Annotated in this window: 18 protein-coding genes and 1 tRNA gene; 10 read left to right on the forward strand and 9 right to left on the reverse strand. The window is 55.0% G+C overall.

Annotation, left to right across the window (positions count from 1 at the left end; all coding sequences use genetic code 11):
- Positions 1-18 precede the first annotated feature (18 nt).
- Positions 19-1,011, reverse strand: coding sequence for a phospholipase D-like domain-containing protein (locus FVB43_RS08025; RefSeq protein WP_159336464.1), 993 nt, complete (start codon positions 1,009-1,011; stop codon positions 19-21).
- Between the two features lie 113 nt (positions 1,012-1,124).
- Here FVB43_RS08025 and FVB43_RS08030 point away from each other — a divergent pair, with 113 nt between their 5' ends.
- Positions 1,125-2,279, forward strand: a complete 1,155-nt coding sequence (locus FVB43_RS08030; protein WP_167863753.1) for a low temperature requirement protein A — start codon at positions 1,125-1,127, stop codon at positions 2,277-2,279.
- Positions 2,280-2,801: 522 nt separating this feature from the next.
- On the opposite strand, the gene FVB43_RS08035 is transcribed toward FVB43_RS08030, so the two are convergent.
- Positions 2,802-2,889 (reverse strand) — tRNA-Ser (locus tag FVB43_RS08035).
- 282 nt (positions 2,890-3,171) lie between these two features.
- Here FVB43_RS08035 and ghrA point away from each other — a divergent pair.
- The 3 genes from ghrA to FVB43_RS08050 are packed head-to-tail and all read left to right on the forward strand — an operon-like array spanning position 3,172 to position 5,453.
- On the forward strand, positions 3,172-4,110 hold the full coding sequence (ghrA, locus tag FVB43_RS08040; RefSeq protein WP_133841734.1) for a glyoxylate/hydroxypyruvate reductase GhrA: 939 nt from the start codon (positions 3,172-3,174) through the stop codon (positions 4,108-4,110).
- Positions 4,111-4,127: 17 nt separating this feature from the next.
- Entirely contained in the window at positions 4,128-4,865 is a 738-nt protein-coding gene (locus tag FVB43_RS08045; protein WP_133841735.1) for a phosphatase, read from the forward strand.
- A 36-nt stretch (positions 4,866-4,901) separates the two neighbouring features.
- Positions 4,902-5,453, forward strand: a complete 552-nt coding sequence (locus tag FVB43_RS08050; RefSeq protein ID WP_133841736.1) for a TorD/DmsD family molecular chaperone — start codon at positions 4,902-4,904, stop codon at positions 5,451-5,453.
- Positions 5,454-5,643: 190 nt separating this feature from the next.
- On the opposite strand, the gene FVB43_RS08055 is transcribed toward FVB43_RS08050, so the two are convergent.
- The gene (locus FVB43_RS08055; protein WP_167863754.1) at positions 5,644-7,062 is read right to left on the reverse strand and encodes a CoA transferase; all 1,419 of its coding nucleotides are present in this window, start codon (positions 7,060-7,062) and stop codon (positions 5,644-5,646) included.
- 20 nt (positions 7,063-7,082) lie between these two features.
- Entirely contained in the window at positions 7,083-7,994 is a 912-nt protein-coding gene (locus tag FVB43_RS08060) for a DMT family transporter (protein ID WP_133841738.1), read from the reverse strand.
- Positions 7,995-8,232: 238 nt separating this feature from the next.
- Between FVB43_RS08060 and FVB43_RS08065 the strand changes: the two genes are divergently transcribed.
- On the forward strand, positions 8,233-8,955 hold the full coding sequence (locus FVB43_RS08065) for a glutamine amidotransferase (RefSeq protein ID WP_133841739.1): 723 nt from the start codon (positions 8,233-8,235) through the stop codon (positions 8,953-8,955).
- 239 nt (positions 8,956-9,194) lie between these two features.
- Positions 9,195-10,715, forward strand: coding sequence for an acetaldehyde dehydrogenase ExaC (exaC, locus tag FVB43_RS08070; protein WP_167863853.1), 1,521 nt, complete (start codon positions 9,195-9,197; stop codon positions 10,713-10,715).
- 65 nt (positions 10,716-10,780) lie between these two features.
- Here exaC and FVB43_RS08075 read toward each other — a convergent pair whose 3' ends face one another.
- A complete protein-coding gene (locus FVB43_RS08075; RefSeq protein ID WP_242462125.1) occupies positions 10,781-12,961 on the reverse strand; it encodes a putative bifunctional diguanylate cyclase/phosphodiesterase in 2,181 nt (726 codons plus the stop codon).
- Positions 12,962-13,901: 940 nt separating this feature from the next.
- Between FVB43_RS08075 and FVB43_RS08080 the strand changes: the two genes are divergently transcribed.
- A complete protein-coding gene (locus FVB43_RS08080) occupies positions 13,902-14,873 on the forward strand; it encodes a glycosyltransferase family 2 protein (protein ID WP_159336709.1) in 972 nt (323 codons plus the stop codon).
- 28 nt (positions 14,874-14,901) lie between these two features.
- Positions 14,902-16,200, forward strand: coding sequence for a flippase (locus FVB43_RS08085; RefSeq protein WP_167863756.1), 1,299 nt, complete (start codon positions 14,902-14,904; stop codon positions 16,198-16,200).
- 8 nt (positions 16,201-16,208) lie between these two features.
- Here the strand turns inward: FVB43_RS08085 and FVB43_RS08090 are convergent, their stop codons facing one another.
- Positions 16,209-17,543: a cation:proton antiporter gene (locus FVB43_RS08090; RefSeq protein ID WP_133841742.1), complete on the reverse strand. Its 1,335-nt coding sequence runs from the start codon at positions 17,541-17,543 to the stop codon at positions 16,209-16,211.
- 109 nt (positions 17,544-17,652) lie between these two features.
- Positions 17,653-18,213 (reverse strand): NADPH-dependent FMN reductase, encoded by a 561-nt coding sequence (locus FVB43_RS08095; RefSeq protein WP_133842135.1) that lies wholly within the window; start codon positions 18,211-18,213, stop codon positions 17,653-17,655.
- Between the two features lie 225 nt (positions 18,214-18,438).
- On the opposite strand from FVB43_RS08095, the gene hemB reads away from it, so the two are divergent.
- On the forward strand, positions 18,439-19,419 hold the full coding sequence (hemB, locus tag FVB43_RS08100; RefSeq protein WP_159336470.1) for a porphobilinogen synthase: 981 nt from the start codon (positions 18,439-18,441) through the stop codon (positions 19,417-19,419).
- A gap of 40 nt (positions 19,420-19,459) precedes the next feature.
- Here hemB and FVB43_RS08105 read toward each other — a convergent pair whose 3' ends face one another.
- On the reverse strand, positions 19,460-19,762 hold the full coding sequence (locus FVB43_RS08105; protein ID WP_133841744.1) for an EthD family reductase: 303 nt from the start codon (positions 19,760-19,762) through the stop codon (positions 19,460-19,462).
- Between the two features lie 73 nt (positions 19,763-19,835).
- Positions 19,836-20,660, reverse strand: a complete 825-nt coding sequence (locus FVB43_RS08110; protein WP_133841745.1) for a helix-turn-helix domain-containing protein — start codon at positions 20,658-20,660, stop codon at positions 19,836-19,838.
- Between the two features lie 206 nt (positions 20,661-20,866).
- Between FVB43_RS08110 and FVB43_RS08115 the strand changes: the two genes are divergently transcribed.
- Positions 20,867-22,441, forward strand: a complete 1,575-nt coding sequence (locus tag FVB43_RS08115; RefSeq protein ID WP_420361206.1) for an alpha-L-rhamnosidase-related protein — start codon at positions 20,867-20,869, stop codon at positions 22,439-22,441.
- The last annotated feature ends 11 nt before the right edge of the window (positions 22,442-22,452 follow it).

Here is a 22,452-nt window from a genome sequence, read left to right on the forward strand (position 1 = left end):
TCGCCATCCTGATGCTGGTTAACGTGACTGCTGGCAGATGTGGAGTACCTCTGAAAAAGGGATGCACACAGAGCGACTCTTCTCTGAACCTGTGGCGTGTTGCAGGATTTTCTTTATAAAAGGCCGGATTTGCTTCACGAACAATCTGGCCTCTTTATCATCAAACAGATAACCCATGACCTTGTCTTCCTGAACGCACAACGCCAGATGGCCCGCACTGCCATCGGAATAGGTGAAATTGATATCCTGCAGGGTACGCGTAAAAATGCCCGCGCACTCCATCTTCCTCCCTTCCTCGTAATACAGGTCTATCAGCAAGGCATTCGTTGGCAAATCTGGCCAGCCTTCATACAGGGGCGGTAACACAGTGATATCCGTTTGTGGCTGACAGGTCCGTTTTTTCTGCTCTTCCTGGAAGGCCTTTTCACCGTCCTGCGACATCGCCTCATTATAAATCACCAGGTAGATTTCCCTGTCTTCAGCATCGGTGGGGCGCAGGCGTTCAAATGCGTGAATCGGTGCCGATGCGGTTCGGCTGGCTCGCCGCTGTGACCATCGCAGCTGGGCCAGTTGCAGGTCTTTATCGCTAATGTCGCGTGATGCTTCCCACTGCGCGGCAAACCATTGATGGATAGCTGCGATCTGCCCGGGGTCCTCGGTTAACAGTCCGGCTTCATCCCACCAGGACTGCTCGCTGCCTTCAAGATTTAATCCGTTAGCGGAAAAATTGGCCGAACCGACCAGCGCCTGTTTCGCCCCGGCGATGACTTTGGCATGCAGTTTGTCCGACTGGCGTATTGTCACGCCCGGCTTATCACGCAGCGCTTTGATCACCTGGGGATTGGTGGCGCCGCTGTCTACATTACAAATCAGCCTGGCGCGCTGACCGACGCGTGGGCAGATCATCGTGTCTGCCCCTTTTCCCCAAAATGCCACTGCCGCAAGCAGTTCTTCTTCGTCTGCTGCCAGCGATGTAACCGCCTGTTGATAATCTGAAGATGTTAAAAACATCGTATTCCCTCTTTATCATGCCAATAAGGCGCTGCCCGACATCAATAAAACATGTTCCTGTTTCGGGCGTCTCGCTATTATCAATGTAATGCCCCCTTTTCAGGAACATTTCCATGGCGCTAACTCTGCTTCGCGTACGTGATGGCCACGGCGCAACGGTGTCATTTTCTGAACTTCTTTTCGACCTGATTTACGTTTTCGCGGTCACTCAACTTTCCCATTATCTTCTGCATCATTTGACGCTCACTGGCGCACTGGAAACCCTGCTGCTGTGGTTTGCCGTCTGGCTCGCCTGGCAGTATACCGCGTGGGTCACCAACTGGTTCGATCCTGAAACCCGACAAATTCGCCTGCTGCTGTTTGGTGTGATGCTGTTGGGCCTGTTTGCCTCTTCAGCACTGCCGCAGGCATTCGGTGAACGCGGCTGGATATTTGCACTGTTTTACGTTGCGATGCAGGTTGGGCGCAGCGCTGTCACATTATGGTTACTGCCCGCGGGGCATTTGCTGCGGCGTAATTTCCAGCGCATCCTCGGCTGGATGTGTATTTCTGGGGTGTTCTGGCTGTGGGGTGGCATTGCAGAAGGGCCGGAACGCCTGATCCTGTGGGGGATAGCGGTGGCCTGCACCTACTTCTCACCGATGTTCGGTTTCCCGCTGCCGGGCCTGGGCCGTTCAGACAGCAGCAGTGAATGGACCATAGAAGGGCACCATCTGGCGGAGCGTTGCCAGCTGTTTGTTATTGTCGCACTGGGTGAAACCATTCTGATTACCGGTGCAACGCTGAGTGAAACCGACGTGTGGGATGCGCCGATTATTATTGCCTCGCTGGTGGCTTTTATCGGCAGCCTGGCAATGTGGTGGGTCTATTTCGATACCAGCAGCAAGGCAGGCAGTCATGCTATACAACATGCGGATAATCCGGGACAGATGGGTGCCTGCTTCCATTATGTTCATGTGGTGCTGGTCGGCGCGATTATTGTCTGCGCCGTAGCCAATGAGCTGGTGATCGCCCATCCTGATGGACATATCGACATGGCCGCCGCCGCCGTTTTGCTGCTCGGCCCGGCGGTCTATCTGCTGGCCAATGCGATTTATAAACTGATGGTCTACGGCCGGTTTCCGCTGTCGCATATTGTCGGGCTGGTGGCGCTGGCCGGATTAATTCCTGTGGTGTTTATCACCGACAGGTTGATGGTGAATGGTCTCACCACGGTGATTATGATCGTGGTCGCCGGATGGGAGAGCGTTTCACGGCGGTCGGGTTAGTGGCATGGGCGTGGTCTGCAAATCATGTCGCTCGTTTGCATGGAAGAGCACATTTATTGTTTTGACGGGATCATTCCTGATGCCTTGTTGCGGGTCTGGCATGCCCGACCCCTACGTACAGGCATTATTCTTGATTAGGGTGAGACTCGTACCCTCTCTGATGTAGGGGCGAGGCATGCTTCGTCCCGGGTCGGGCATGCCCGACCCCTACGTACAGGCATTATTCTTGAATAGGGCGAGACTCGTACCCTCCCTGATGTAGGGGCGAGGCATGCCTCGCCCGGGTCGGACAGGCAAAAAAATGCCTGAACTTTCGTTCAGGCATTCTCTTAGAATATGGTGGTGAGAGAGGGGGATCACTCGCGCCATCCCTGGCGCTCGCCCTGCGGGCAGCCTGCGGCTGTGCAAAACGGCTATCCTGCCGTTTTGTCGAACCCTGGCGAGGGTTCTTCACTCCCTCTCTCCACGGAATGACAGGCAAAAAAAATGCCTGAACTTTCGCTCAGGCATTCTCTTAGAATATGGTGGTGAGAGAGGGGTTCGAACCCTCGATACGTTGCCGTATACACACTTTCCAGGCGTGCTCCTTCAGCCACTCGGACACCTCACCATATTGTTGTCACAACCGGGTTGCTGACGGGCGCTAATGTAGGGAAAACTGCGGTTGCGGTCAACACTGATTCCCGAAATATGCGTGCGTTTAGTCAGTTTTAAATCACTTTGCTGCTTAAAACGGCAGTGGGAAGACTTCATCCGCTGTTAAGCGGGTTACGCGCGGATCATGGCCTGATAATTTCACACTGTGCAGGCCACCGGACGGACGCCCGGCTAAAGTTTCACTTGCCAGCCGTCGCATTTTCCACGAGCTTAAGCAAAAAACAGGAGAAAAAACGTGGATATCATTTTTTATCACCCCTTTTTCAAGGCAGAGACCTGGATCAACGGTTTGCAGCAACGTCTGCCTCATGCCCGCATTCGTCAATGGCAGGTGGGAGACAACGGCCCGGCCGACTATGCGCTGGTGCGCCAGCCACCCGTTGAAATGCTTCAGGGGCGCGAGCTGAAGGGGGCGTTTGCGCTGGGCGCGGGCGTTGACGATATCCTGGGGCAGCTGCGTGAGCACCCTGAGATGCTGGCCCCGGGCGTGCCGCTGTTCCGCCTGGAAGATACCGGAATGGGGCGTCAGATGCAGGAGTACGCGGTGTATCACGTGCTCGGCTGGTTCCGCCGCTTTCCTGAATATCAGAAACAGAAAACCGAAACGCTCTGGCATCACCTGCGTAACCGTAAGCGCGATGAGTTCTCTGTCGGCATCCTCGGTGCTGGCGTATTGGGCCGCAGCGTCGCGCAAAGCCTGCTGGCATGGGATTTTCCGGTCAGTTGCTGGAGCCGCTCACCGAAACAGATCGACGGGGTTAGCAGTTTCCATGGCGAGCAGCAGTTAGGCGACTTCCTCTCTTCTACGCAGGTACTGATCAATCTGCTGCCTAATACGCCACAGACCGAAGGGATCCTCAATCGCCAGTTGCTCAGCCAGCTCAAACCCGGCGCGTTTTTGCTGAACCTTGCACGCGGTGCGCATCTGGTGGAAGCCGATCTGCTCGCCGCAATGGAAGCGGGCGAGGTGAGCGCTGCCGCACTGGACGTGTTTAATCACGAACCGCTGCCGGCCGAACATGCTTTCTGGTCGCATCCTGATATTGCGATTACGCCCCATAATGCGGCTGTAACCTTACCAGACGAAGCTATGGACTACATTGCACAGGCTATACTGCGACGTGAGAATGGCGAGATGCCAGAAGGGCGCGTTGATATCAGCCGCGGCTATTAATATAAAGGAGAAAACCGATGTATCCAGTTGACCTGCATATGCACACTGTGGCCAGCACTCATGCCTACAGTACGCTGCGTGACTACGTGTTACAGGCACAAACCTGTGGCGTCAAACTGCTGGCGATCACCGACCACGGCCCGGATATGGCCGATGCGCCGCACTACTGGCACTTCGTAAATATGAAGGTCTGGCCACGGGTGATTGATGGCGTGGGCATACTGCGCGGGATAGAAGCGAACATCAAAAATAATCAGGGTGAGATTGATTGCAGCGGGCCGATGCTCGACTCGATTGATATTATCGTAGCCGGTTTTCACGAACCGGTGCTGGCCCCGCAGGATAAAGCGAGCAATACCGAAGCGATGATCGCCACGATGGCGAACGGACTGGTGCATATCATCAGTCATCCGGGCAACCCGAAATATCCCATCGATATTCGGGCCGTTGCCGAAGCGGCAGCGAAGTATGATGTTGCACTGGAGCTGAATAACTCCTCGTTTACCACCTCCCGCGTGGGCAGTGAACCTAACTGTCGTGCCGTAGCCGCCGCTGTGCGTGATGCCGGTGGCCGTCTGGCGCTGGGGTCGGATTCGCATACCGCGTTTACCCTTGGTCACTTCGACCACTGCCTGCGCATTATGCGCGAGGTGGATTTTCCAGAGGATCGCGTGTTAAATGTCACGCCACGCCGCCTGCTGGACTTTTTACAACAGCGCACCGGCAGGGAAATTGCTGAATTCGCTGATTTGTGACGGTGTCACATATTACCTTTAACGGAACTGAAACACATGAATGAGTTTTCCATCATCTGCCGCATCCTGGGCTCGCTGTATAATCGTCAGCCTCAGGACCCGCTGCTGGTCCCTCTGTTTACCCTGCTGCGCGAAGGCAAACTGCAGCAGCACTGGCCGCTGGAGCAGGACGAACTGTTAACCCGCTTACAGCAGAACTGCGATCCCGCGCTGCTGGCGTCTGACTATAATGCGCTGTTTGTAGGCCCGGAATGCAAGGTGTCACCGTACGGTTCTCAGTGGGAAAATGGCCCGCAGGAAGCCGAAGTGCGGGCGTTTCTCAGCCAGCGTGGGATGCCGCTAACTGATGCGCCTGCCGATCATATTGGTGCCTTGCTGCTGGCATCGTCCTGGCTGGAAGATCAGTCTGAGGTCGATGAGTACCAGGCGCAGATCCAGCTGTTTGATGAGTTCCTGATGCCGTGGGTCGGTGCTTTCCTCGGAAAAGTGGAGGCACATGCGGGCAGCGCATTTTACCGCACGCTGGCGGCCATCAGCCGCGAAGCGTTGCAGGCGATGCGTGATGAACTGGAAGACGAGCAGGCGTAAGCGTCGGGCATCGTGATCCCGGTCGAGGCGTGCCTCGACCCTACGGAGAGGGTAATAACCATGCAGGGGTCAGGCATTCATGCCCCGACCCTACGGCGAGGGTAATAACCATGCAGGGGTCAGGCATTCATGCCCCGACCCTACGGCGAGGGTAATAACCATGCAGGGGTCAGGCATTCATGCCCCGACCCTACGGCGAGGGTAATAACCATGCAGGGGTCAGGCATGCCTGACCCGTGCGGGTCCACTCCGCCGCTGCCGAACCGAACGGTGAAGGGGTTTTTGACCAGTTCAGCGGCATCCCCGGCAGCCAGAAGGGTGAACGCAGACGGTAAGCTACCCCCCATTGAGAAATAACGGCTTCGGCATCGTCGTCCTGAACCTGTCGCGGTCCAAGCCCTGCGGGCTGCGCATCCTGTGGATAGGGCGCATCCGTCAGCAGGCAGGCGGTGCGCGCCAGTGACAGACGGGCAGTAAACCCGGTGTTATGCAGCAGGCGCTGGCGTAATCCTTCCAGTACAGCGGCTGCCATTATATAGCCGGTGGCGTGGTCCAGTGCCTGCACGGGTAACGGCACCGGCGCATCGCTGCCCTGCCACAGGCGGCCGCGCTCGGCGATGCCGCAGGCCATCTGTACCAGACTGTCAAATCCACGGCGATTGCGCCACGGCCCGGTCCAGCCCCAGGCATTCAGGCTGACATCGACCAGCCCCGGCCTGATACGTTGCAGCGTTTCCGTGTCATAGCCCAGATTGCTGAGCGCATCGGCGCGGTAACCGTGCACCAGTACATCGCTCTGGCTGAGCAATTTTTCAAACTGCTGTCGCTCTTCGCTGGATTTCAGGTCAAGCCGTGCGCAGCGTTTTCCCAGGCTGATCTCTTCTTCCAGCGACGGCTCCTGCCAGCCGGGTGGGTCAATGCGCAGGACCTCTGCGCCCAGCCCGGCGAGAAAGCGAGTGGCCACCGGCCCGGCAATGATGCGCGTCAGGTCGAGTACGCGTACGCCGAGCAGCGGACGGGCGGGAAGCAGACGCCAGGTTGGTGCCGGGCCACAGGCCTGAAGGGTTTGTTCGATAAGCGCTTCCCGGCTGACGCTCTGGCCCTGAGCATGCTGCTGCCATTCGCTGAAACTGCGCAGGGCAGCGGCGCAGCCTCCGGCATCCACCACGGCCTGCTCAAGATCGCTGCCTGTCCATTGCGCGACGGCTGCCGCCAGCGTCTGACGGTCGGCGTGTTTCCCCAGCACCTTTTCCATCGCGGCCCGGTGATGCGGGGCGTTGGTGTGCAGGCGGATCCAGCCGTTCTCTGTGGCGTAATCCCCGGCGAAGGGATCCCACAGTGGCGGCATCTGACGATTGACCGGGCGAAGGGCATGCTGGAACCAGCGTGAAGCCAGCATCCCGTCCACCTCCAGCGAAGACGGGTTTCCCGTCAGGCTGGCTGCGGCCTGAGCGGCCAGCCCGATACTGGTGGCGGCGAGCTCACTGACCGGATAAGCCGATACCAGCGCCCGATCGCCGCGGATCGTGAGTGAGGGCAGAGGTGAACTGTTGTTACGCAGTCCGTGCCACAGCTGTTGCCATAGCGCATCGCTCAGGCGGTTATCCATCTGACTCTCCTTACAGGGTTTCAGGGCCGGGTACGGTTTTTCCTGTGGCGGTCATAACGAAAGCGCGGCAAGCGTGCATGCATTTTCAGGTTACGCAGGTTAATCACCGCAATCGCCGTGCCGACAATCACCAGCACGCCACCCATCGCCTTAAAACTGTTCATGCTGTCGCCCAGTACCACCACGCCCATAATCACCGCCAGCACCGGCGTCAGCAGTGAGTACGGCATAATCAGGTTGACGTTGTAATGCTTCAGCAGGCTGTACCACAGCGAGTAGGCCACAATGGAGGAGCCAATCGCACTGAAAAGAATGCCAAACCAACCCCGCCATGAAGAGTGTAGCAGCAGATTGAGTTGGTCAGATTCGACCACCCAGGAGGCACATCCCACCAGCGGGATGGCAAAAAAGGAGAGCCAGCCGGTCAGCGTCAGCGGGCTGATGGCCGGGGATTTTTTCACGATCATATTGCTGATGGCCCAGCCGAAGGCGCTAAGTAACAGCAGCAGCAGCACCCACCCGTTGGGGATGGTCGGGCTGCCGGCCAGCACCACAACGCCGCTGAGTGACAGAGCAATGCCCAGCAGCTGCACCAGCCGCAGTTTTTCTTTCAGCAGCACCATCGCCAGCAACATGGCGATCGGCGTACCCAACTGCACGATCACCGCCGCCGTTCCGGCATCGGTATAGCTGAGGCTGACAAACAGCAGGGCGAAATGCATAAAGCCGAACGTAAAGCCGAGCGGCACAAGATAGAGGAGCTGCTGGCGGGTCACGCGGGTAAAAGGCACCAGGATTAATGCCACCACCACAAAGCGCATGGTAATCATCAACAGAGGCGGCAGGTCGAGCAGCCCCCATTTAATGGCGATGTTATTAAATGCCCAAATGGACACCACCAGCAAAATCAGCAAAAAATGACGCAGAGCCACTGCACAGTCCTTAGCAAACGAAGTAGTCACGATAATCATGGCATGAAATGCACCAAATGAGGCGCTGAACTCCGTAGTTTTTTTAGCAGCCTCTGGCGCAAACCAGGCGAAAATCGAAGGGCTTAACCCGATGCTTTGTTTAAAGAATGCCAGAAAATGTTATGAGACAGGTTCGTGACAAGCTGCCATGATAATCACCGGGGTGAGCGACTCCGCCGAGATTCGAGGATTGAGCAAGATGACCGTGAGACTTCCGTTAGCCATTATCCAGCTTGAAACACCGCCGCAGGCGGTCAGCACCCTTGTCGGGGAGCAGAAGCAATGGTTCGTTGATGCGCTGAATCTGTCCGTGGAGGACTATATTGTGGTGCGCCCGGACCTGGGCGAACCTTTACCGGCGCTGGAGACGATTTCTGCGGCCATTCTCAGTGGCTCCTGGGCGATGGTCACCGATCATGCTGAATGGAGTGAGCGTACCGCCGCCTGGGTACGCCATGCGGTGGCAGAACAGTTACCGCTGCTGGGTGTCTGTTACGGACATCAGCTGATGTCTTATGCGCTGGGCGGTGAAGTCGGCGATAACCCTAATGGTTGGGAACGCGGCCTGACGGCACTGGAAGCGCGCGCCGAGAGCCATCACGATCCGCTTCTGGCATCGTTGCCAACGCAGTTCTCGGCCTGGCTGTCGCACCGTCAGTCGGTGCTCACGCCGCCGCCGGGTGCCCAGGTGCTCGCGGCTTCTGCACAGGACGGTTGCCAGATTATTCGCTACTCGGCGCAGGCATTATCGGTGCAGTTTCACCCGGAATTCACCGCCGAGATCATGACGGCCTGCCTGAAAAACAGCCTGAAAGATGCCGAGATCGACCACCTGGTGCCTGCGCGAGCGGAGCCGGAGTGGCCGCGTCAGTTACTGCGCGATTTTTGGCAGCAGGGTCTGCCGGTGGCAAAACGCGCCTGACCCGCTAAAGCCGCCGGGATAGCCTCTACCCGGCGGAAGTTCGTGCGCTTTCAGTCATCATGAACACCCTGTGCGCTACCTCACACCGCCTTGCTAAAATCCTGATTTCCTTTCGATGCCGTCACAGTTTATTGCCGGGCAATCTGACAAGCTCACTTTTGTCGATAATGTTAATAATGAGTTATTTTATTGTTAACGGCGAAGTCGCTACGGCGATATCTTTCTACAGGAGAGCGATGATGCGCTATGCATATCCGGGCAGTAAAGAGTCACTGATTACCCTGAAGCCGCAGTATGGCAATTACATCAACGGGGAATTCTCCGCGCCCGTGAACGGTGCTTACTTCACGAATACCTCCCCGGTCAATGGATCGGTGATTGGCGAATTTCCCCGGTCTGACAAAGACGACGTTGAAAAAGCTCTGGATGCGGCGCACGCCGCTGCCGATGCCTGGGGAAAAACATCGGTGCAGTCGCGCTCTCTGACGTTGTTGAAAATTGCCGATCGTCTGGAACAGCATCTGGAAACCCTGGCCGTGAATGAAACCTGGGATAACGGCAAACCAGTCCGTGAGACGCTGGCCGCTGACCTGCCGCTGGCGGTGGATCATTTCCGCTATTTCGCCGGATGCCTGCGCGCTCAGGAGGGCACAGCGGCAGAGATTGATGAATTTACTGCGGCCTACCATTTCCATGAACCGCTGGGCGTGGTGGCGCAAATCATCCCGTGGAATTTCCCCTTGCTGATGGCGGCGTGGAAACTGGCACCCGCGCTGGCGGCGGGCAACTGCGTGGTGCTGAAACCGGCTGAGCAGACGCCATTGTCGATCACCTTGTTTGTTGAACTGATAGGCGACCTGCTGCCCAAAGGCGTGCTGAATGTGATCCACGGATTTGGCCGCGAAGCGGGTGAAGCGCTGGCGTCCAACCCGCGTATCGCCAAAGTCGCTTTTACCGGCTCAACCGCCACAGGCGGACATATTCTTGAACTGGCGGCGAAAAACCTGATCCCGTCCACCGTGGAGTTGGGCGGTAAATCGCCGAACATCTTCTTTGAAGACATTATGCAGGCCGAACCGTCCTTTATTGAGAAAGCCGCCGAAGGGGTGGTGCTGGGCTTCCTCAACCAGGGCGAGGTCTGTACCTGTCCGTCACGTGCTCTGGTACAGGAGTCGATTTACGAACCCTTTATGGCCGCGGTGATGAAACGGGTGAAAACCATCAAACGCGGTGACCCGATGGATACCGATACCATGGTTGGTGCGCAGGCTTCACAGCAGCAGTTCGATAAAATCCTCTCTTACCTGGAGATTGCTCAGAAAGAGGGCGCTGAAATTTTGGCGGGCGGCGGGGTGGAAAAACTGGAGGGCGATCTTGCCACCGGTTACTACATTCAGCCAACCTTACTCAAGGGGGACAACAGCATGCGTGTCTTCCAGGAGGAGATCTTCGGACCGGTGGTCGGGATTACCACCTTTAAAGATGAGGCTGAGGCGATTGCGATTGCCAATGATTCTATTTACGGCCTTGGCGCGGGGGTCTGGACGCGTGATATCAACCGTGCTTACCGCGTAGGGCGGGCGATTAAGGCCGGGCGCGTGTGGACCAACTGTTACCACCTCTATCCGGCACATGCTGCGTTTGGTGGGTATAAGAAATCGGGTATTGGCCGCGAGACGCATAAAATGATGCTCGATCACTACCAGCAGACCAAAAACCTGCTGATCAGTTACAGCATTCAACCGCTGGGTTTCTTCTGAGTGTCTTGGCCGGGGCCCCCCCGGCCATCTCCGTTTGCTTCCTTCCTTCCTTCCTTCATCAACCACTAGCTGGCGTGACGCTGATTAATTAACTGTGGGATCTGCTCTTTAGGCACTGCTTCAGAGAACAGAAAACCCTGCAGCTGGTTACAGCCCGCGCGGGCCAGCGCATTCATCTGCCCGGATGTTTCCACGCCTTCAGCGGTTACGATCAATCCCATTGCATGGCCCAACTTCACCACGGATTCGATGATGGCGCTGGAATTACTGGTCACGCCGAGCGACTGGGTGAACGAGCGGTCAATTTTGATTTTGTCCACGGCAAAATGACTGAGGTAGTTGAGGCTGGAATAACCCGTGCCGAAGTCATCAAGGGCAATGCGGAACCCGGCTTCGCGCAGCTCATCGATAATCGCCTTCGCCATTTTTTCATCGTCAATCAGCACGCCTTCGGTGATCTCCAGCTCGATGTTTGACGGGGAAATCTGCTCTTTCCTGACGATAGCCTTGATGCGGTCGACAAAGCCCAGCGATCGAAACTGCAACGGGGACACATTGACAGCAAGGGTTAAATCCGGCCACAGGCGGGCAACGCGGCAGGCTTCACGCAGCACCCACTCTCCGAGCTGGGTGATCAGCCCAATATCTTCCGCTATCGGGATAAACTCCGTCGGCGAGATCATACCGTGAACCGGATGTTGCCAGCGCATCAGTGCCTCCAGCCCCACGACTTTTTCCCCACTGATATCCATCAGAGGCTGGTAATAGACGTTCAGACCGTCTTTGGTCTTCAACGCATGCCGCAGGTCAGCGCCGATCTGTTGGCGAGTTTTGAGGGACTCATCCATCGACCTTTCAAACAGGCGGTACTGTCCGCGTCCCTGATTTTTCGCTTCATACAGCGCGATATCCGCTTTGCGCATTATCTCCATCCGTTCCGTAGCATCGTCAGGCGCCAGTACCACGCCAATGCTGATACCCACCCAGGTTTCATTTCCCAGTAGAGTAAAGGGATGTCTCATCACGTCGAGAATTCGCTGGCATAGCGCAGTGGCCTCCTGCGTTGAGGTGATGTCTTTTTGAATAATGACAAATTCATCACCCCCCAGGCGACCCACGGTGTCGATATGACGCACCAGTCCGTTCAGACGATGGGCGACCTCAATAATCAGTTCATCACCGGCCTGATGCCCATAGGTGTCATTGATGATTTTAAAACGATCGAGATCGAGCAGCAGCACCGCCACCTTATCCTTCTGCCGGGAGACGCGCACCAGAGCCTGGGTCATGCGTTCTTCCACCAGTGCCCGATTAGGCAGACCGGTCAGCACATCATGAAATGCCAGATGCTGTGCCTGCGCTTCGCTGGCACCCAGCTGGAGGAGGGAGTCTGAGAGGCGCATCGATGACACCCACAGCCGACGTATCATCAGAATACAAATCAGGGTGATCACCAGCGACACCAGCAGCACCAGCGGTGTAATCACCTTCAGCATACGTGATCCGGGGCGGTCAGCCTGCCATTGCAGGTTGCCAATCGGGACCCCGTCGAGAGAGGTCAGCGCATAATGGCCGCTCTCGGTGACGGGCGTAAGACCGTCGGTAAAATGCAGGCCGTGCAACAGGCTCCGCTGGGCCAGTGTCTCCAGCCAGGCGCTGTCGAGACGGCGAATACTCAGCATGGAATATTGACCGCTGTCGGCGGCATCTCCGCTGATCTGCCCGATAGCGACAATCGCCGGGGCATTATCGATCAGCGCGAAGCCCACCCGATCACGGCGTCCGCTGTTTGGGCTGTTCGCATGCAGCAGACTTTGCTGAAACGGACGCACGGGCCAGGCAATATGGCCGAACTGCTCCACCGGCGCATTACGTCCATTCTCCCACAGATAAACCGGATTGCCCGAAGCATCCAGCAGGGAGATGACTTGATGATCAAACATGGTGGAGAGCCAGGCACCGACATTCTCATTGAGCCATTGCAGGTTGTGCGTACCCTGCGCCAGGCGATCGGCCAACGGCTGCCACTGCGTCAGACTGCGTTGTTGTTTGAGCATATCGCTCAGGCTTTGCGACATCGTGGTCTGAATAATTTGCTGCTGCTGAATGGCTGCGTCGTTATTGGTGCGTGTGCTCGCCCAGTTCAAGGTAAAAATGCCAGCACTAAAGGTGATAAGTAAAACGACAATCAAAGGGATCAGCACATCTTTAATGAAATGCTGACGAAAATTGTCAGAGATCTTCATGATTTTAACCATCCAGGTTGCTCTTGGGTGTGGCCGAAAGCGCTTAATTGAGGCTAGCATAAATGACAACGTGCGCGGCTTCAGTGCCTCGGGGATTTGACGCGAGATTGATTTTTCAAACGATTATTTGTTCAGTTTGTGTTAAGTAATAAAACAAATTTATCAGTTTTGCGTTAATGCGGGCGTTGGCGCGAGGCTGATGCCTCACTGACAGGGCATTTGAAGGATGAGAGGTGTGGCGAAAAGCTTATCCGGAAGCGTCTCTTTACCGATAATAATGTCAGTATGAGCCTTAACACAAATTCGCCTCCTCGCTATGGAGGGTTTAGTTAATGGGGTTTAAGGGTGTTTCAATCAGATTTGTCTGCTTTGCGTAGTGTTGCGATCGGTTTTGTTATCTTTCTGCCTGAGCGTTTTTGACGTCCCCTGACGGTAGAAAGTGTAAACAACCCTTTCATCAGTTTGGTCTGGTGCCCGACGACGTCATGGCCTTTATAGGGCTAACATGACGATTTTAATAGGAAACAGGGTAAGAAAAACACGGTGTATTGATTCGTTGCTAAGATAATCCTCATTTCAGCGTTACTCCATGAAACAGTGAGTGCCTGAGATTTATCCTGAAGAGCATCAAGGTTTACAGGAGGTTGATACTGTTGCAATGGCATTTTTTTACGGAATGGACCCATGAGTAATTCATTAATTATGTATTAATGAATATTTTAATATGTGACTTAATTGATTAGCTGTTTATGAATCGTTTATAAATAGATTAATTAATGATTCCCCGTATCTTGTTTACGTTTTGTTTGGGTTTTTCTTATGTGATTCTAATAATGTTCCAGGTATTTTCCTAAACCCTTGTCCCGCCCTGAAGGTGCGTTGATCTTTATCGTTTTCTGGTGTTAATTAAACAGGTTCCCAAAACGGTGAGACAAATGTGATGACACAAAAAAATCTGTCGGTGATTATCCCTGCGTATAACGTGGCGAATTATATTGTCGAGTGCATTGATTCTTTACTGGCGCAAATCCCTGCGCCGAATGAATTAATTATCATTAATGACGGTTCGACGGATGACACCCTGGAACGAATAGAACAACACTATGCCCGCGAAGAGCAGGTCCGTATCTTCACCATCCCTAATGGCGGATTGGGTCAGGCGCGCGACTACGGCATTGCGCTGGCACAGGGTAAATACATCTTCTGCTGTGATCCTGATGATGTCGTTTGTGAGGGGTTTTATGAGGAATTAAGCCAGATTACTACGCTTTATCCAGAGCTGGAACTCTTCTGTTTTAATTCACTCATGTTTGAAGACAATGATCCGGAACGTATCTACCCCAAAGTACAGCACCACCAATTTGGCTTGTTGCGTGCGCAGGATATTTTCCAGGGTCTGCTTAATAGTGGCGCGTATACATCGGCTACCTGGAATTACGTTCTTAAAAAAGAGATCATAGACCGGTTTCATTTGAAATACATTACCCGGCTGCATGAAGATCATAGTTTTACCGTAGAGGCATTTATGCGCTGTCGTATTGCCTGGGTGAGTCGGCACCTTTACTATCGGCAACGTATTCGCAGTGGCTCACTGACCAACAGTCATAAAAGTGACAGTTTTTTTCGCCAACGTTATGACGCCTTTCTCGGCTCGTATGAAAAATTAGTTAAACTGACCGATGGTGTGAGTGAAAAGGCCGAGCTTCGTCGTCTTTATCTTATTCACTCCTTCAGATTAATGATCCATCTCTCCCTGGCCAGTGGACAGCGGGTGCCCGATTATGTCATGAATGCGATTTATTATTTCGGGAAAACACTAAAGCCGGAAGGTGCGGTCAACTGGCTGCTGTTAAGACAACCCGAATTATATTCTCATCTGATCAGGATAAAGCGGAGTCTGCGTAAAGCATGAATGGAATCTCACATAAGGTCAGAGACTGATGGCTAAAGTAATCGATAAAAGTCTGTTAATTAACGTGCTGTCATTGCTGGCCTATCGCGGGACGTCCTTTATCTTCCCGCTGGTTACCCTGCCGTATCTGGCGCGCATTCTTGGCGTTGAGCATATGGGGCTGCTGGCGCTGGGTCTGGCGTGCGTGATGTACTGCAGCACGATTTCCGACTGGGGGTTCAATGTCTACACCACCAAGGACATTGCTCAACATCGCGACGATAAGCAGCGCGTGACGCAGCTATTCTGGTCGACGTTTAATGCTAAGTTGATCCTGGGCTGCTCAACGCTGGCGATCCTGCTGCTGCTGACCTGGTTTAACCCGGCGTGGCACGCGCTGTTCTATATCGTGCTGGCGAACTCTACGGTGTTGTTTGGCCAGTTGCTCTCTTTTGGCTGGCTGATGCAGGGGTTTGAAAAACTGGGTAAAACCTCGATTATTTCCACCGTCGGGCAGTTCTGTTCCATCCCCCTGACGTTTCTGCTGGTGAAGACGCCAGAAGACACCTGGCTGGCGGCGTTGATCCCGGGTGTAGTGGCCTTTATTACTGCCATCATCACCCTGAGTCTGGTAGTGCAGATGCGGGTTATTGGTTTCTACCGCTTTGAACCACGCGAAATAATGCAACGCATCAAAGACAGCCTGCATGTGTTTTTGGCGATCTTTGGTGCCAATTTATTCAATAACATTAACGTGCTGATCCTCGCCAGTATGACCAGCACCTATATGGTGGGGCTGTATAACGGTGCCGACCGCCTGAAGAAAGCCGCTAACTCAGTGCCGGAACAGATAGGCAATGCGTTTTTTCCGCGCGTCAGTCATCTGTTTCATAAAGATCGTGCTGCCGCGATTGCCGCAACGCGGAAAAGCATCACTCTGTCGTTTCTGATCAGTCTGTTTATCGTGGTGTTCACCTTCTTTTTTGCGGATTATGTGGTGCGGATCCTGTTGGGGGCGGCGTTTCATGACTCAGCCAATGTGCTGCGCGTGGTGGTGTGCGGCTTTATTTTTGGCAATATCAGTTACCCGGCCGGACTGCAAATCCTTATCCCGTTCGGCCTGGCGAAACAGCGTATGCATGTGATGTTTATTGTCGGGCTGATTAACATCCCGATCTGCTGCCTGCTGGCATGGCAATATGGTGCCATCGGCGCGGCCAGTTCACTGGTGCTCTCAGAGTTCCTGGTGTTTGTTGGTATCCTGCGCATTATGGTCAAGCACGATATTCTGAAGGTCTATCTTGCCCGGCCAGCGGCATTTAAGCAGCCAGGCAATGAACAGGCCTGAATCAGGCGTTAGTCGCGGCGAAGGCGTGACTGACGCCAGTTCAGTAACGGTGTGACGGAAATGCCATGCACCACCACGCTGGCAACGATAAGCGTGAATGCCATATCCGCCATGCGTGCGGCCTCCGGGCCATCAAGCCCATGCGTATAGGCCCAGGCAATATAGTTGATGCTGCCAATGCCGCGTATGCCCAGCCAGCCGATGGTGGCGCGTTGTAGCGGCGGAGTATCAACACCCAGCGTGGCAATCCAGACCGAGAGCGGGCGGATGGCGAAAAACAGCAGGGCGGCCAGCAGGATGCCGGTGACGTTCCAGTGCTGCGCCAGTGTGACACCCAGAACAATAATAATGGCCGCGGCAAACAGGCGTTCAATCGTATCGCCAAACGACAGCGCATCGCTGACCACCAGTCCGGCTGAACCGACCGGGTTGGTCTGTTCCCCCTGGTGGCGTGCATTAGGATTGACCAGCTCCTCCGCAGGCGGATGGTAATCACTCTCCTGAAACGCTTCCGTTGGAAAGTGCCGCACCACGCGCATCTCGGCGCGGCGTAAACCGACCCCGGCAGCAAAGGCTGACAGAAAGCCGGAGGCATCCAGCGACTGTGCAATCGCATAGCTGAGCGCAATCAGCGCCAGCGCGAGAAAATCATTGGGGGCGACATCCTGATGGGTATGGCGCAGGTGCGAGGCATACTGCCCAATCAGCCGACCGAGCACAAAGCCGATCAGGCTTCCCCCCACCACCGCCCAGAGAACATCCACCAGCGCCCAGTGGCTGAATAACGTCCAGGATAGCTCGCCGCTGCCGGTGAGCAGCAATACTGCCAGCATCAGCAATGGCAGGGCTGTGCCATCATTCAGCCCGGCTTCACTGGAGAGCGAGACGCGCAGATTATCGTCATCGCGCGCATCATTCACGGAGATCAGGCTGGCGAGCACCGGATCGGTGGGGGCCACGATAGCACCAAACGCCAGCGCCAGCGGCCATGAGAATCCGGCCAGCCAGTGTGCTGCCAGCGTGACGCCTGCCACCGTGAGTAACATCCCGGGGAAAGCCAGTCGTAGCCCCATCCGCCATCCGGGACTGTTCAGCGGCAGACGCAGTTTCAGTCCGGTGATAAACAGTGAGGCGGCCATCGCGATTTCAGTCAGATTTTTTGCGAGGTGGGCGTGGGCAGCAATATCAATCTGTAGCAGATTCAGTACCCAGGGGCCACACAGGACCCCGGCGATTAAATAGAGAGCAAAAGCCGTCACCGGGCCCCGGCTTATCCAGCCAGAGGCGAGCGACATCAATAATAACAACCCGCCTGTGGCCGCGGTCCATCCAATAAATCCCATCTTTTCTCCGCTTGCGATACTTCATTGTGCCAATGTGCTCTATACAGGATAGAGCTTTTCCTGGTTTTGCCAGGAAAAGCGTGTGCGTAACGGAAAGAGGGGACAGCGATTAGCGACGTGCTGCCTGCGCCAGCGCTGCCAGCTGTGCGGTCAGATGCTGGCGGGTGCTTTCATCGGTGATGGTATCGCTCGCGGCATCAATACGGCTGGTGGCCTGGCCGATCATAATTTCCGGTTTATTCAGCACCTGGGCGTTAAGAAAGACCATGCTCTGACGCAGATGATACTGCGCACGTGCGCCGCCAATCATCCCCGGCGAGGCACTCTGGATCGCCACCGGTTTGTTGGCAAACGGATTCTCCGGAAGGCGGGACAGCCAGTCGATGGCGTTTTTTAGCGCGCCCGGCACCGAATAGTTATATTCCGGCGTCACGATCACCACGCCATCGGCGGCGGCAATCGCTTTACCCATTTCCAGTACTGCTGCCGGGATGCCTTCATCCTGAATATCGGCGTCATAGTGCGGTAAGTCGGCAATCGAACCGAGTGCGTGAATCTCAACCCCAACCGGAGCCAGCGCAGGCAGGTTGCGTGCCACAACGGCATTCAGTGAGGCTTTACGCAGGCTGCCCAGCAGGGTGACAAACGTCAGTTTGGCGTCTTCAGACATCATATTTTCCTTTAGTCAGTGTAAGAACCGTGAATCACACAGCGCCATCGTGCCCGATCTTTTCGGGTTTACGGCGATGCGGGGTCAATAAAATGAATCATTCTGTGCCGGGTAACGGCGCAAGGATTGTCATCACGCGCCCGGAGGTATAGTGTTAGCACACTATTCATGTTTATCACCATCGGTGAATATTACCGTTGCGTGACCCGCTAAACCGAGGTTGTTTTGTCCAGCTATTCTCCAGTCCAGCGCCCAAGACGCTTGCGTCAGTCTGCTTCTCTTCGCACTTTGTTCCAGGAAAATACCCTCAGTCTGAATGATCTGGCTCTGCCGATCTTCGTTGAGGAAGGTCTTGATGACTACAAACCCATTGCCGCCATGCCAGGCGTGATGCGTATTCCTGAAAAACGTCTGGCGTATGAAATTGAACGTATTGCGAAAGCGGGAGTGCGGTCGATCATGACCTTTGGGATTTCGCATCATACGGATGCGGACGGCAGTGATACCTGGAATGAGAACGGACTGGTGGCGCGTATGTCACGTATCTGCAAGCAGACCGTGCCGGAAATGATCGTGATGTCCGATACCTGCTTCTGTGAATATACCAGCCACGGCCACTGCGGCGTGCTGCACGACCACGGCGTGGATAATGATGCCACGCTGATTAACCTCGGCAAGCAGGCCGTGGTTGCCGCGGCGGCGGGTGCGGATTTTATCGCGCCTTCGGCGGCAATGGACGGGCAGGTGGCAGCGATTCGCCACGCGCTGGATGCTGCAGGCTTTACTGACACTGCCATCATGTCTTACTCCACCAAGTTTGCTTCTTCTTTCTACGGCCCGTTCCGTGAAGCGGCAGGTACATCGCTGAAAGGCGATCGTAAAACCTACCAGATGAACCCGATGAATCGCCGTGAAGCGATTCGTGAGTCACTGCTTGACGAAAGTGAAGGTGCTGATGCGCTGATGGTGAAACCGGCAGGCGCCTATCTGGATATCCTGCGCGACGTGCGTGAGCGTACGCAATTGCCGCTGGCGGCTTATCAGGTCAGCGGTGAGTACGCGATGATTAAATTTGGTGCGCAGGCGGGGGCGATCAATGAGCTTGACGTGACGCTCGAAAGCCTGGGTGCCATCAAACGCGCCGGTGCCGATATTATCTTCAGCTACTTCGCGCTGGATCTGGCCGAGAAGAAAATCCTTTCCTGATTTAACGGGGCCAGCGATCTGCTGGCCCCCTTTTTATCGCTTATTCGACGCGCAAAACGTCGGAAACCAGCTTCACTGACTCAATGTTAGAAAAATTCGCCACATCAGCGACAAACTCCTCGCCATGTTCAGCAATCACCTGTTCAAACGTCTCGATATCCGCACAGTAAATATGGCAGGCCGCAATAAACGGCGCGTTGTTATCCAGCGGCGTATCAATTTCATAGCTCAGACAACGTTCACCCATCCGTGATTTGATCAGCGGCAGGTGCACATCGCGGTAATAATCATGGTCGAAATGGGCATCGGCCTGACGTGGATAAAGTACGCTGAATTTGATCACAGGTTTCTCCTCTGGTTAAGCAGCCACATAGGATGCTAAGAAAAAGATTATAACCAGTGATGGGCGAAGCGGGTTAGCGCATTGAGCGCTGCTGGCTGGGTGTTTGCCCAAACACCTGCTTATAGCAGGTGGAGAAGTGATTGCTGTTGGCAAAGCCACACAGATAGGCAATATAGGTAATGCTCTCCTCCGTATTGATGATCTTTTCCCGCGCCGAAACCAGCCGCAAACGTTTAATGTAATTGTCAGGCGTGAGCCCGGTGGTCTCTTTAATCTGGCGTTGCAGTGTGCGCTTACTCAGATAGAACCGATCGCTTAATGCCTCCCAGTCAATCTCTTCAAAACAGTGTTGTTGCAGGAAACCCAGCAGTTTGTGCAACTTGTATTTGGTCTGGCTTTTGGTGTGTTCATCCTGCTGGCAGGCCATATTCATCAGCAACTGAAAGAAGCAGGCTTCCCGCCAGCCGCTGTTCGTCTCCTCGTGGCGGGTTTGTTGACCGCTAAAAAGCTGTCCGATCATCTGTTTACACTGCGCTTTGGTTTGCGGCAGCAGCCAGTGATAACTGCCCGGCTGGGTTGCATCAAAACGCGCCAGTAACGCCCCGACATTGTTCAGCCACTGAAACGGCTGCTGGCGGTTGATCAGCACATTGATCAGGCGCAGTGTGCCCAGCTCATCATAGAAATGGCAGTCACCATCCTTAACAAAGAAAACGTCACCCTCCTGGATAAAATGAGGTTTGCCGTTAATCACATGCAGACCATGCCCGCTCTCAACGATCACCAGCTCATTAAATTCATGGCGGTGCTCACAATTGTTATCTTCCGGGTCACTGGTATAGAGGGAAAACTGGTCACGCGCCGAGCTGAAATACTGGTCAAGCCGCAGGTTATTCATCTTTCACACATCTCACTCACTGATATCCGTTCAACTTAAGGGATTTCTCAACGGTGGGCGAGTCGGGTTTATCATTTTGTGATCGCTATCGGGGACACCTTTCCCGCAGCGCCAGTCCCGCGTTTTACCTGGCGGTTTCAGAATAGATCGCCCGCCAACCGTGGCTCTACACTCGCTGACTCTTGAACCGGTTAAAGGAGTCTTTTGTGGTCGCTGCCATGCAAAAACATAGCGAATTACGCACCCGCACTCATGCGGCGTTTCTTACCCAGGCCGATGCCATGCGGCCGGCGCTTTATCGTCAGCGGGTCATGCCGATTTCTGTCGTCACCATGATACCCGATGCGCTGACTATTCACGGCTGGCGCAGTGAAGCGCGCTTTACACCAGAGCAACTGAGCCAACAAACGTTTGCCAGCGGTGATGAATTTATTGTGGATTTTGGTCAGCATTGCGTGGGGTATCTCTCGCTGCGCTGTGAGTCGGCAGGCAGTCCGCCGGATGCCCCCGCGCACCTGCAATTTATCTTCGGCGAAATCAGTGCGGAGGTCGCAGAGCCGTTCTCCCAATACGATGGCTGGCTCAGTCGCAGCTGGCTGCAACAGGAGGACAGTTATCTGGATGTTCTGCCCGTGGAGATGACCCTGCCGCGCCGCTACTGCTGTCGCTATGTCAAAGTGCGGGTGGTTTCGACGTCACCGAAATACGGTCTGCGTTTCCCCACTTTCCATCTCGACACCGTCAGCTCCGCCAGTGACAGTACCCTGCAACAGGTACAGATTGCCGATCCCTTATTGCGGGAGATCGATGAGATCAGCGTGCGTACGCTCAAAAACTGTATGCAGGATGTCTTCGAAGATGGCCCGAAGCGCGATCGACGGCTGTGGCTGGGCGACCTGCGCTTACAGGCGCTGGTCAACTATCCCACCTATGCGCACAACGACCTGGTTAAACGCTGCCTCTACCTGTTCGCCGGGGTAACGCGCGAAGACGGTATGGTCTCCTCCAATCTGTTTATGCAGCCGCAGGTGATCGCCGACGATACTTTCCTGTTCGATTATGCGCTGCTGTTTGTCGCCACGCTGGAAGACTACGTGGCTGCAACGGGTGACCGGGCAACGCTGGACGATCTGTGGCCGACGGCGCGGCGCCAGATTGAGCTGTCGCTGCAACGTCTGGACGATCGCCATATTCTGCGTGATAGCGAAGACTGGTGGGCGTTTATCGACTGGCATGAACAGCTCAACAAACAGGCTGCCGCACAGGGCGTGCTGATCTATGCCCTGCGTAAAGGGATACAGCTGGCCCGGCGCTGTGATAACGCCAACATCGCCTGGCTGGAAACCACGCTTGAACGCGTCAGCCAGGCGGCACTGACCCATCTGTGGGATGACGAGCAGGGCTTTTTTGTCAGCGGGGAAGCGCGGCAGGTTTCCTGGGCTGCGCAAGTCTGGTTGATCCTCGGCGAAGTGGGTGACGTGGCATTTCGTCGCCAGCTGTTAGCCCGCTTACAGCGTCATCCCCCGGTGATAAAAATGCACACGCCTTATATGATGCACCACTTTATTGAAGCGCTGCTCACTCACGGTGAACGTGAGCAGGCTGTTGCTGAAATTAAACGCTATTGGGGCGGCATGGTGCAGGCCGGGGCGGAGACCTTCTGGGAGTTATATGACCCGGATAATCCCGACTATTCACCCTACGGCAGCAAATTAATTAACAGCTACTGCCATGCCTGGAGTTGTACCCCGGCATGGCTGATTCGTCACTTTGAACTCTGAACAACAAATAA

Origin of the sequence: Erwinia rhapontici, assembly GCF_012271765.1 — a bacterium.
In the GTDB taxonomy this organism is placed as follows: Bacteria; Pseudomonadota; Gammaproteobacteria; order Enterobacterales; family Enterobacteriaceae; genus Erwinia; species Erwinia rhapontici.